Origin of the sequence: Bradyrhizobium sp. SSBR45G (assembly GCF_030159255.1) — a bacterium.
In the GTDB taxonomy this organism is placed as follows: domain Bacteria; phylum Pseudomonadota; class Alphaproteobacteria; order Rhizobiales; family Xanthobacteraceae; genus Bradyrhizobium.
This window is the reverse complement of sequence record NZ_BSCT01000015.1, coordinates 78,296-90,667: the sequence shown is the minus strand read 5'-3', so window position 1 is coordinate 90,667 and position 12,372 is coordinate 78,296. Positions and strand designations below refer to the sequence as shown.

The 12,372-nt window shown below is 65.1% G+C and carries 7 protein-coding genes and 1 tRNA gene; 4 read left to right on the top strand and 4 right to left on the bottom strand.

Annotation, left to right across the window (positions count from 1 at the left end):
* The first annotated feature begins 313 nt into the window (after positions 1 to 313).
* The 4 genes from QQL87_RS18725 to QQL87_RS18710 all read left to right on the top strand — a co-directional run bounded on the left by QQL87_RS18725 (position 314) and on the right by QQL87_RS18710 (position 8,260).
* Positions 314 to 487 (top strand): hypothetical protein, encoded by a 174-nt coding sequence (locus tag QQL87_RS18725; RefSeq protein WP_284420285.1) that lies wholly within the window; start codon positions 314 to 316, stop codon positions 485 to 487.
* A 347-nt stretch (positions 488 to 834) separates the two neighbouring features.
* Positions 835 to 5,790 carry a DEAD/DEAH box helicase family protein gene (locus QQL87_RS18720; RefSeq protein WP_284420286.1) on the top strand — a complete coding sequence of 1,652 codons (4,956 nt, stop codon included), beginning with the start codon at positions 835 to 837 and terminating at the stop codon, positions 5,788 to 5,790.
* A 34-nt stretch (positions 5,791 to 5,824) separates the two neighbouring features.
* Positions 5,825 to 7,315: a formylglycine-generating enzyme family protein gene (locus QQL87_RS18715; protein WP_284420287.1), complete on the top strand. Its 1,491-nt coding sequence runs from the start codon at positions 5,825 to 5,827 to the stop codon at positions 7,313 to 7,315.
* Positions 7,316 to 7,699: 384 nt separating this feature from the next.
* Positions 7,700 to 8,260, top strand: a complete 561-nt coding sequence (locus QQL87_RS18710) for a DUF4399 domain-containing protein (RefSeq protein WP_284420371.1) — start codon at positions 7,700 to 7,702, stop codon at positions 8,258 to 8,260.
* Between the two features lie 136 nt (positions 8,261 to 8,396).
* Here the strand turns inward: QQL87_RS18710 and QQL87_RS18705 are convergent, their stop codons facing one another.
* The 4 genes from QQL87_RS18705 to QQL87_RS18690 all read right to left on the bottom strand — a co-directional run bounded on the left by QQL87_RS18705 (position 8,397) and on the right by QQL87_RS18690 (position 12,030).
* Complete coding sequence (locus tag QQL87_RS18705) at positions 8,397 to 9,572, bottom strand: Gfo/Idh/MocA family protein (RefSeq protein ID WP_284420288.1); 1,176 nt, start codon at positions 9,570 to 9,572, stop codon at positions 8,397 to 8,399.
* A gap of 13 nt (positions 9,573 to 9,585) precedes the next feature.
* Positions 9,586 to 10,641, bottom strand: coding sequence for a sugar phosphate isomerase/epimerase family protein (locus tag QQL87_RS18700; protein ID WP_284420289.1), 1,056 nt, complete (start codon positions 10,639 to 10,641; stop codon positions 9,586 to 9,588).
* A 639-nt stretch (positions 10,642 to 11,280) separates the two neighbouring features.
* Positions 11,281 to 11,357 (bottom strand) — tRNA-His (locus tag QQL87_RS18695).
* A 238-nt stretch (positions 11,358 to 11,595) separates the two neighbouring features.
* Positions 11,596 to 12,030, bottom strand: a complete 435-nt coding sequence (locus tag QQL87_RS18690; protein WP_284420290.1) for a phasin — start codon at positions 12,028 to 12,030, stop codon at positions 11,596 to 11,598.
* Positions 12,031 to 12,372: the final 342 nt, after the last annotated feature.

The following is a 12,372-nucleotide window of genomic DNA, read 5'->3' as shown; positions in this document are numbered from 1 at the left end:
GCCATTCGCGCTAGAAGCCTGCGATGTCGATACTTGGGCTTGCCGGAGATGCTGGCGTGTCATCACTTGGGCGACGCCCATCGAGTGACATGGCCATTGCCGGCCCCGCCGATCACAGCGGCGGCCGAAGACGATGGCTAAGTACTTTCAGCTTCTACTAATTATTGCCCGACGCACATGCGACGCGCGAGACAGCGAGCACCACAGCGTTGAGCTGCATTCGGGCTGTCGCGGCGCGCCGCATCGGGCGCCGCCACACTTGGTCGGCAACGGCCGCACTCCGAGAGAAATTGCGGTCTGACGATGGCGCGGCTTGGACGACACGCTGGAATGCAGCGACAAAGCGGGACTACACGTCGCATCGATTGCGGCAAGACGACGCATGATCCGTTCACCACGCGATCGTCCGGACGCAGGCGAATACCTGCCGCAACCAATCAAGGCAGTCCGCGCCGACGCGGATATCGCCTGTTTAAAGGAATTCTAAACGCCCTCGCAACAACCGACGGCAGCAGTTCTTCAAGCGATAACAGATCAGTTGGTGCAGTTTTCCATGGGAAGACACCGTCGACGGTTCTCTCATCATTACGCCGCATTGCGTGACCCTATTGTCCGTCAATTAGTGTGGTCCATCCGTTGTTGGTTAGTATTTCCGCGAGAACGGGGAGCGAACAACATCACCTGGGCCACGCCAGGACACGGAATCACAGAGCGCGTCCATTTTGCTTTGACGCACGCGGCCCGCGTTGGCCGCAAAGCGGAATGACGTCAGGACCGGGATTTGAGGGTGAACCGATTGCTTCGCTTGGTCGCCGCCATCATCGGAGAGCCAACATGAACGCTGTCCATCGGCTGGAGCCGGCGGTCGGACCGTTGCAGAATGCGCTTGGCCATGTGGCCGAGGCGATCCTGCACGACGCGCAATTGGTCGACCGACTGTCCGACCATCAGCTCGCGGGCGGACAGCGCTTCGTATTTCATCAGCACGAGCTGGAGAACCTGCCGGGTGTCACCTGCAATACTTTCGATGCGCATGGCCCCGTCTGGCTGGCGGTCGAGCGTCTGATCGCGACGCATCCGCCGGCGGTCGATTCCGATCTGGCGATGTGGATCGACGTGCCCTCCGATCCGGACCGGCGTCCGCTGGTTCGGCAGCGGGTTACGATCACGGTGCAGGCGACCGAGAAGGACCAGCTGATCGCGGCCGCGCAGGCACGCGCCGAGCAATGCGCGCCGGCAAGCGGACAGCCGGCTTCTGCCGGGCTCTGGAGCGTGCGCTTGCACCTGGAGCATCGCCCGGATGTCGTCGAACGTCTGGATCGCTATCTTGCCGGGTCGTGGGCGGCGTGGGCCGCAGCGGAGCGGCCACGCCGTCGGAGCATCGCGCTTCACCACAAGCTGCGCGACATGGCCCGCGTGACGGGTGCGGGGCGCAACGATGCGAGCTGCGAGATCGTGTGGGGTGTCGGCGTATCGCGCTGGCGCCGCCGCGGCCGCGAGTTGGACCTGCCCCTGCTCGAGCGTCTGGTCGAGATCGAGGTTCTCGACGGCTCGGACGCCGAGATCAGGATCCGCCCCCGCATGGTCGGCGCGACGGTCAATCTTCGCGCATTCGAACCGCTCACATCCGCTGCAAAGCTGGCGAGCAACACAGCCGAGCAGCTGCTCGAGCGCGGCGCGGAGCTTTCGCCTTTCGAGCCCGCCAGCTTCGAGCCCATCCTCAGCGCCATCGGCTCGCAGCTCGACCCGGACGGGATCTATTGCCCGGGGCTGCCGGATGCGGCGTTGCTGCTGCCCGAAGAAACCGAACAGCTGGTCGTCTCGGATCGCTGGGTGATCTTCGCGCGGCCGCGCTCGGACGGACTGCTGCTGCGCGACATCAAACGCCTGCAGCGAGCATTGGACTACACGCCGTCGAACGAAGGCTGGCTGACCGCGCTGGCGCACCGCTTGATCGGGGCTCCGGAGCACGACAGCCATGACGGCGCGCGCCGGCGGCTCTCCAGCGTGATCGGGGACCCGATCGACATCGTGCCGGCTGCCCAGGTCGCGGCCGACCGCGGCGATCTGTTCTTTCCGCTGCCGACCAACTCCGACCAGATGGAGATCGTGCGCCAGCTCCGGCGATCGGACGGACTGGTCGTGAAGGGCGCAGCTGCGCCCGACCGGACGTCCGCCGTCGCCAACGTGGTCTGCCATCATCTCGCGCTAGGCTTGCGTGTCCTCGTCGTGTCACGCAACGAATCCGCGCTCTCGGCGCTGTCCGAAAAGCTGCCCCGCGCCGTTCGCGAGCTCACGGTCGATCTGACCGGCTCCGACAAGGACGTGTTGAAGCACGCTGAGAGCGTGGTCAGCCGGCTGCTGTCGATCCTGGACACGACCGACCTGCAAGACCAGGCCGAACAGGTCAATCGGCTCGAGCGCGACATCATCGCGACCAGTCACGAGATCACGCGTCTCGATGACGAGGTCGCCGACATCGCCGGCCGTACGATGCTGCGATCGGGGACCTCCGACGTTCCGTTCGACGCGCTGGCAACCATGATCGCCGATCGCGAGACCTATGCGTGGTTCACGGATCGGCCACTGCGGTTTCTGGGCGAGACCGACCTGATCGTCGCGGCGGTCGAGCAGGCGCGGGCGGCGCGGTTGCGACTTGGCGGAGATATCGAATATCTCGATGACCAGTTGCCGGAGATCGCGCTCCTGCCTGACGCCGCTTCTGTGATGCGTCTGCATGCGGATTTGCAGCCGATTGCCGCGCGGAGGGATCGGGACGGCGATGATGGCGCGCTGGCCCGCCAGGCCGTCGCGACACTCGAGCCGGACGGCGCCGGCAAGTTCGCGGACGATCTCGACGCACTGGCGGCAGCGCATCGGGTGATTGCCGACGAACCATGGCTTGCAGCCTTGTCGCCGGTCGGCCCCGAGGCCAGCGAGATCTCCGTCGACGGCGGCATCCTGGTGGATTTTGCCCGTGATGCATCCTCGTTGTTATCCCGACGGGCTGGCTTCCTGGTAAGGCCGGTGGACATGCCTGCGGACGCCTTTGCCAACGAGGAGCTGCTGAGGACCGTCGAACGGCTGTCGGCCGGAGAGAAGGCATTCACAACGTTCTCGCTGTCCGGACGCGCGTTGAAGCCGACACTGGATACGATCAAGGTGGCCGGCTTCTCACCGAAGAGCGCGGCCGATTGGGCGCATGTGCGCGACTATCTGACGTGGCGGCGCCACCTGCATTCACTCGACGTTCGATGGCGCTCACTGGCCGCGGAGATCGGCGCACCCACGCCAGAGCCGGACGCCTCCAACACGCTCCATGGCCACGAGCGCATCGTCAGGAGCGTCGAGGTGGCGATCGTGACGGCGGCGCTGGCCAAAGGCAGTGTCCTGACCACCGTCGCCAAGCTGTCGATGCCGGACGCCAAGGTCGCCAGCCTGCTCGGCGACAGCCGCCGATTGGCCGCGCTTGCATCCGTCATCAGAAGCACGGCCGGCCGAGTCGGCAAGCAGCGTCGTGAGCTCGAGCGGCTGAACGCGCTGTTTCAGGGCTGCGGTGCGATCACGGCCCGGGTTCAGTCCGAGGTGCTGTCGCAGATCGGGCGCGATGACGTCGACCCGCGCGAGATCGAGACACGCTGGGGTGCCATCCGCAGGCAGTTGCAGGGCCTGCATGAGCGGCGCCAGGACGTCGAGCTCATCAACGAGGTCTGCCAGACCATGACCGAGGCCGGAGCGAGCGCATTCGCCCGGCGAATCCGGACCGAGCCGGCTACCGCCGACGGCGGTGACCCGGTGCTAGTTGCGGATTGGATGATGGCCTGGAACTGGGCCGTGCTGATCCGGCAGACCGCAGGCGACGGTCAGCAGCAGCTGCTGCAGGATCTGTCGGACCAGCGCGTCGCATTGGAGACGCGGCTGCGGGAGCTGTTCGAGCAGGTCGTGGTTGCACGAATGCATCTCGCTTTGGCCCAGAACACGAGCGGCGCCGTGCGGCAGGCGTTCACCATGTTCACGACGACCTTGCGCAAGATTGCCGCGACCTGCTCCGGCCCCAGCGCGTTCCGGCTGCGCCAGGTCGCGCGCGAGGTCCTCGAAAATTGCCACGAAGGCATTCCCTGCCAGCTGATGCCAGCTTGGCGCGTTGCCGAGCAGTTGCCGGCGCGGCTGGACGCCTTCGATCTCGTCGTCATCGACGACGCCTCGCGATCAGACCTGCGCGAGCTCACGGTCCTGCTCAGGGGCCGCAAGATTCTCGCCGTTGCCGAGGACCGGGCGAGCGACGAGACGGTCGCGCCGGGCGATCGCGACATCGCAGGCATCACGCATGCTCCACTCGGCGGCGTTCCGATCTCCATTCGCCAGCTCATGCCGCCGAAGACGGTGCTCTGCGATTTCCTCAACTCGCTGTTTCCCGAGCGGGTGATCCGGCTCCGTGAGCATGCGCGTCGTCTTCACCCCGTTGCGCTGCCGATGGCCGGCCCGCCGCAACAATTCGCACAGTTGCAAACCTCGGCGAGCTCAGCACATTCGGCACATGCTGCGCCCGCCGCCGCTGCAGAACACCCTTCGCCGGCCGCACTGCCCGTCGCGCCACCGGCCTATTCGCTGGAAGACGAGATCGCCACGGTAGCGGAAAGTCTGTCGCTCGCCCGGCGGGAGCAGCGTGACGAGAAGCGCGTGTTGAGGGAGCGTCCAGCGCCGGACTGGCTGCGCAGCGGAGCGACGGGGAGCACGGTGGAGCCCGACGCCTCGTCGCTTGATGCGCCCTCTGCGGCGCTGCCGGCCTGGATAGGGCAAGCAGACCCAGTGACGGACAGCGCGAACGAACCTCGCGCGGACGCAAGGTCGACGCTGGACGAGACGGCCGAAGTCTCGCGCGCCAGGCCGGCGAATGGACCTGAAAAATCCGAGGCAACGCCGCGAGTGCAGGCCGAGCCTTCGCGCAGCCGCATCATCATTGATCATCAGCGGCTGTCGGCACGCCTGCGTCCAGCACTTGACCAGATAAGAACGCGGCCGCGCCCCGCGCTGCGCCGATACGCCGTAGCCGCGGCCGCGGTCCTCACCATCACCCTGGTGACCGCATCGATCTTCTGGCAGCCGACAGGAAGTCGGATCGCGGCGTCCTGGCACACAGTCATGAACCAGTTCGCGGCCTCGTGGAATGCGGCCTCGCCTGCTGCCGCGCTGCCGGCGAGCACCGAGCCGCGCAAGGTCACCGCGGAGCGGATGATGCCGGACGCCAGGAGCACGGCCGAGACGCTGGTATCGCATGCCGTTCTCTATCAGGAGGATCCGCAGGATCCGGGCGGCAAGCGCTATCTCGGCAAGGTGACCTGGCACGTCGAGCCTGCGGCCGGCAGCGTGCCGGCCTCGATCAAGGGCGATGTCGAGATCGACAAGCAGATGAAGGCCACCTTGTCGCTACGGCCAAACAAGGAAAACGACATGCCGGCGAGCCACATCCTGGAGGTCAAGTTCAACTGGCCGGGCGACCCGAGCCACGCAGGAGTCGACTCCTTGAAGGGCGTCAGCATGAAGGCCAAGGAGGCCGGCCGCGGCGCTGCCTTGTCCACCCTGACGGCCAAGGTCACGCCGGAGTTCTTCATGATCGCGCTATCGGCCAATGAGGTCGACAAGACGCGGAACGTCCTGCTGCTGAAGGGCAAGGAATGGATCGACATCCCGATCGTGTACAATGGCGGCAGTCGTGCCGTCCTGGCGATCGAGAAGGGAGCGGAAGGTGAGCGCGCATTCACGGATGCGTTTACCGCCTGGGGACAATGAACCGGCGGCGAGGACCACGCATGGCGGCTCGCGCATGCTGACCGGGATCGACGTCCTCAAGCCGTCGCAGGCGGCGTCTGATGAGCCGGCAAGGCCGCTGGCGACCGCCACTTATCCCGTGCCTTGCGAGCGGTGCGGGCGCGTGGTGCGCGTCGCGTTGAACGCGCTGCGTGCTCCCAGCTTCCATCACGTCGCTGAGCAGGCCTCGTGCCCCGACATCCAGGAGCGCCGAAGCAAGGGTGACGGCGGGCTGCTGCTGATGATGTGCGGCCCCTTGAAGCAATCTCTCGCAGCCTTGTGCGATGCCGCCGAGGTCGACGCGACCGCTCCGAGCCGCGACAAGCCCGGACAGGTTGTCTGCAGCATCCCTGGCGTGTCGATCGCCCAATACGCCCCGGACGAAGCGCGCAGCCGCGCAGAGATCTGGCAGGCGCACGGGCATGACAGGCTGGCGCGCCGACTACGCGAAGCCGCTGCCGTCGCCGAGCGCGGGCCGCCGATTTGGAGCCGTGTCGCGGCTGGCCTCGGCGCATTGCTGCTCGTCGGAGCCGGCAGCTGGTTCATGCTGGCGCGCGAGCCGGCACCGGCTCCGCCAGCGCAACCGCAAGCGCAAGCGCGCGAAGCCTCCGAGACATCGTCGGGTCCCGCCAGCACCGACCCTGCCTTGCGCAGCGCCGCGGTGCAGGCCCTATCCGCCGCGACCGCCCCCACGCCGAGCCCGCCCGTCGATGCACCCGCAGACGCGCTGGCGATCGCGGAGCCGGCGCCTTCGCTCGCAGGCGTCACCCTCGCCGCGGATTCGACAGCTCCAGCAGCTTCGACGCCGGCGCCAAGTCCGGAAGCGGCAAAGGTCCGCCTGCCCGACATCGTGATGATCCCAGGCGGATCGTTCGCAATGGGCGGCACGGAGAGCTCTGAGCTTCCGATTCACCGCGTCACCGTCCAGCCGTTTGCGCTCGGCAAATACCCGGTCACGATCGGCGAGTGGAAGGAATGCGTCGCCGACAAGGCGTGCGCCGAGGTGATGAGTGGTCCGGATGACAACCCGGTCACGAACGTCAACTACGACGATGCCCGGGACTATTTGGCGTGGCTCTCGCGGACCGTCGGCAAGCCGTTTCGGCTTCCGACCGAGGCCGAATGGGAATATGCGGCGCGCGGCGGGGCGAGCACGAAGTTCTGGTGGGGCGACCAGATGCGCGCCGGCATGGCCAACTGCAACCGCTGCAACGAGGCCGGCGCACCTGCACAGCTGATGAAGGTCGGAAGCTTTCCCGCCAATCCGTTTGGCCTGTTCGACATGGGCGGCGGTGTCGACCAGTGGGTCGCCGACAGCTGGCACAAGAACTATCAGGGAGCGCCGTCGGATGGCTCGGCCTGGATCGACGAGCAGAGCTTCATCCGTGTCATTCGCTCGGGCTCGTGGAAGAATGATGCGAGCTATGTGCGCAGCGGCAGCCGCGACCGCTATGATGGGCGCGTGAGGTATCCGACCCATGGCTTCCGCATCGCGGTTTCGCTCTGACGAGGGTCGCTTGGACATCTGCTGAGCTTGGCCGGGATACCTGTCGACGCCGACGTCAGCCCCAGGGCGACTGAGATACCGTGTTGCAGCGGGTCTTTAGCCGTGCGGATCACCGGCCGGACGATCGTTCTTTTTCGCCACTTTATTCAGATTCTTATCTGAAATCGGAAAGTGAGACGGATTGGAACCTCAAATTTGCCTTGCTAGGGTCGATGTATCGATCGGCTGCCTTGTTCGATAATTACCATCCATGATCATCTCATTTGTGAGTTCGGAGTTATGAGGGGCGAAAAATCCGCGCATTCAGCGCCGCTGGCCGACCTGACGTCGTGGCGGCGATTTTGTCATGCGCCGATCGCGGCGTCCGCCTTTGCCGCTGCGCTGATGCTGTTACCGACGCAGGCAGCGGCGCAGGCAAAGACGGCTCCCAAGGACGCCTACCTCTACTTCATCTCTCCCAGCGACGGCGACACTGTGAAGAGTCCGTTCTGGTGCCGGTTCGGTTTGCGCAACATGGGGGTGACCCATGCCGGCGACAGCTTTTCCAACACCGGCCATCATCATCTCCTGATCGACTCTGACGAACCGATCAGCCCGGGCGAGCCAATTCCGCAGGACAGGAAGCACCAGCATTACGGCGGGGGCGAGACCGAAGCTCTGATCGAGCTGCCTCCGGGCAAGCATACGCTGCAGCTCGTGATGGGCGACGGCATGCACTTCAACTTCGATCCGCCGTTGGTGTCGAAGAAGATCACGATCACCGTCACGGACAGTTCGAAGCGCCACAGCCGGAGCGCCGAGCAGGCGCACAGGCGGAGCAGGCGCGTTCACGAGCATGCGGCCCGCACGAGCGAAACATCCACGGCCGAAGCCGCGCCGCCCGACCCGTCAAAATCGGCGGGCGCCGTCGATTTCCTCAAAGGCTTGTTTGCGGGCACGAAGTGACGCCGGATCATGATCCGTTGAACAGGAAGGGCGGGCCTCGTCTCGCGCTTTGGTCCCCCCAACATCGGCTGCCCCGCAGCGAACACGATCTCGCTGCCGGCCGCAGCCGACGTGATCTGCAATGGTCAACCGCGGCTCACCTCATGCGAACCCACGCGCCTTTGCCGGCCGAGGACTTCACGGCGGCATCGATGAACTTCACACCTGCGAGTCCATCCTCGACGGTTGGGAACAGGACGTCAGGAGCGGGCTTCCCGCCCACTCTCGCCGCGTGGATGGCGCGCGCGGCCTCGGCGTAGATCGTCGCGAAGCCTTCGAGGTAGCCCTCCGGGTGGCCTGAGGGAATGCGCGTGACGCGGGCCGCCTCGCCGATGGCGCCGGCGCCGCCGCGGGTCAGGAGCTGCTTGGGCCGGCCATACGGCGTGAACCAGAGCTGGTTCGGATTCTCCTGCGCCCATTCGAGTCCGCCCTTGCTGCCATAGATCCGCAGCGTGAGGGCATTCTCATTGCCGACCGCGACCTGGCTCGCCCATAGCATGCCCTTGGCGCCGCCCTTCCACTTGAGCATGATCTGGACATCATCATCCAGCCGCCGTCCCTCGACGAAGGTGGAGAGCTCGGCGAGCAGCTCGTCGAGCTCTAGCCCGCTGACGAAGCAGGCTAGATTGTAGGCATGCGTGCCGATGTCGCCGATGCAGCCGCCGGCACCTGCGCGGGCCGGATCGGTGCGCCACGCGGCCTGCTTCTGGTTGCTCGTTTCGAGCCGCTCGGTCAGCCAGTCCTGAAGATATTCGGCCTGCACCAGCCGAATCTCGCCGAGCTCGCCCTGTGCAACCATGGCCCTGGCCTGTCGCACCATCGGATAGCCGGTGTAGTTGTGCGTCACGACGAACACCCTGCCCGTCGTCCTTACCAGCGCCGCCAGCTCTTCGGCTTCGGTCACGGTCGTCGTCAGCGGCTTGTCGCAGATGACGTGGATGCCCGCCTGAAGGAAGGCTTTCGCGACGGGAGCGTGCATGTGGTTTGGCGTGACGATCGCGACCGCCTCGATGCCGTCAGCCCGCGCAGCTTCGGCCTTCGCCATCTCCTCAAAGGAGCCATAGGCGCGATCCTCCGCAAGGCCGAGCTCCTTCGCCGAGGCCCTGGCCCGGATCGGATCGGATGCCAGCGCGCCGGCCAACAGCTCGAACTGGTCATCGATGCGTGCGGCAATGCGGTGGACCGCACCGATGAAGGCTCCCTGTCCGCCGCCGACCATTCCCAGACGGATCCGGTCATGTCGACCGGCGTGGTTGCTTGCCTCGATCGCCATTTTCGTTCTCCGCTCAGGACAGGCCCAGCATCTTGCGATTGGCCATGTCATCAGTGCCCGAGCCCGCGAAATCGTCGAAGGCCTTCTCGGTCACGCGAATGATATGGTTCTTGATGAACTCCGCGCCCTCCTGCGCGCCCTGTTCGGGATGCTTGATCGCACATTCCCATTCGAGCACCGCCCAGCTCGCATAGTCATATTGCGTCAGCTTGGAGAAGATCGCGCCGAAATCGACCTGTCCGTCGCCGAGCGAGCGGAAGCGGCCGGCGCGGTCGACCCAGCTCTGAAACCCGCCATAGACGCCCTGGCGCCCGGTCGGATTGAACTCGGCGTCCTTGACGTGGAAGGCCTTGATGCGCTCGTGATAGATGTCGATGTAGGCGAGATAATCGAGCTGCTGCAGCACGAAGTGCGAGGGATCGTAGAGCAGATTTGCGCGCCTGTGGTTGTTCACCCGCTGCAGGAACATCTCGTAGGAAACGCCGTCGTGCAGGTCCTCGCCTGGGTGGATCTCATAGGCGAGATCGACCCCGTTCTCGTCAGCGTGATCGAGGATCGGCAGCCAGCGCCTCGCGAGTTCGTCGAGTGCGGCCTCGACCAGGCCGGGCGGACGCTGCGGCCACGGATAGATGTAGGGCCAGGCCAGCGCGCCGGAGAAGGTCGCGTGCGCGGTGAGCCCGAGGCGCCTGGACGCCACGATCGCGCGCTTGACCTGGTCGACAGCCCAGCTGGTGCGCGCACTCGGATTGCCGCGCACCTCGGGCGCCGCAAAACCGTCAAAGGCCGCATCATAGGCCGGGTGAACCGCCACGAGCTGGCCCTGCAGATGGGTCGAGAGCTCGGTGATGGCAAGTCCGTGGCGCGCCGCGATCCCCTTGATCTCGTCGGCGTAGTCCTGCGACTCCGAGGCCTTGTGGAGGTCGAACAGCCTGCCATCCCAGGTCGGTATCTGGACTCCCTCGTAACCGAGCGAGGCGGCCCACCCGCAGATCGAATCGAACGAGTTGAACGGCGCCGCATCCGCAACGAACTGAGCCAGGAAGATTCCCGGTCCCTTGATCATCCTCATCGCATGCTCCCTCTCCCGTGGAACAGCAGTCTCGATTGCCGTCGACTGAAAATGCAACCGATAAATCTACGACCGAGATCGGGGGCGACAATCAAAACGTCTGATCCGGTGCGGTCGAACTATTGGTTGCCGGGTTCTCAGACGCGAAGGACGCCGAGGCCTGCGATTGTCCGCTCGAATTCGACGAAGCCATGCAATGTCGATGATGCCGGCTGAGATCGTCCGGCGGCGTCTCCCCAAGCACGGCTCGGGCGACCGGCTGCGGCGGCCCTGGTCAAGATTGCCCAAGGATACGGAACTCGTCGCAGCCCCGAAACTCGGTCGGCAGCCCCCTCCGCAATGCGGTTCAGGAATCTGATAGAGAGCCACGGCCCGAAGGCGACCCGCAGTACGTTGATGATCAGCGCGTCCGGACAAGGCCATATGCACGCCAGTCCGGAATCGGGATCGACGACAAGCGGCCGACTCGAACGGATCGGGTGCCGATCACATACATCGGCTCGACATCGCCACAGATTTTTTGGGGGCTAAATCAATCGACCGAGATCTGGTGCCGGAGCCTGATCGCCGCGGTTGCCAGATGGCAGCTAGCCCAACGCAGGCCGCCCAGCCAACCTAATCCTAAATCATTGATTTAATTGGTACAGTTGGGTGGGCTCGAACCACCGACCTCCTGTTCCACAGACAGGCGCTCTAACCAACTGAGCTACAACTGCATCGCCATGGATCGCCCCGCTGGGGCGTCCGAACGGGCCGGAAACTAGGTGCAACGGGAGAATTTGGCAAGGCCGAGAACCGATAAAGTCTCCCGCCGTGCCCCCGTTTTTGGACGTCGTTTCGAGCCGTGTCGACGGCATCCGAAAAGATATCGGACCCGGTCGCGACGCGCCGGGTCCTGAGACCTTGATCGCCAGACACAGCACATCGCGTGCGCCCGGCCGAAGGTTGGCCGCCTCAGGCCGCGGGCTTGAACAGCTTGGTGGCGCTTTCCTTGATCGGCTCGACCGTCTCGACCGCGACCTTCTGGCCGAGCTCGCCGAGCTCCTTGGCCTGAACCGTGAACGTCTCGAACTGCTTGCGGACGAACCCGGTCCACAATTCCATCGCCTCGGTTGGCGACTTCACGCCGAACAGGCCCTGGGCGAAGTCGAGCGAAGCCGTGGTGTTGGCCTTCGTGAACTCCATCACCTTGGAGGAGTAGGCGCCGGCGCCCTTGCTGGCGTTGGCGAAGAAGGCCTCGATGGCGGAGTTGTGGGTCTCGGCCGCATCCTTGAACTTGGCATAGTTCTCGCGAGCCTGCGAAACGCCCTTTTCCGCGAGCGCGCGCATCTGTTCGGGAACCTCGAACGGAATGATCGATGCAGAGAAAGGATCGGTGGCATTGGTCATGGCATGCATCCTTCGAAACATTGAGACTGGACCGCCCCGGCAATCGGGAAGTCACTTCGGATCACGCAGAGGAACCGCCCCTGGAGGTAACAACCTCGCGTAGAGCTATAACGTGTCGATTTTGTGCAACGCAACGGAAATTCCGACATCAGGAACTCTTTGTCGCGCCCACGCACGAACACGATCTCTCCTCAACCCAAAAGGGTAGGATCCGGCGAGCCGTCACGCCTTGGGCTTGGTGGCGTCGATCGTCGCCTGCTGATGCCTGTCCCCTCTCGCTCCGCCTGCTCGGCCAGCGGACCGCATCTGGCCCCGGATGAGACGTGCCCACGACGACCCTCG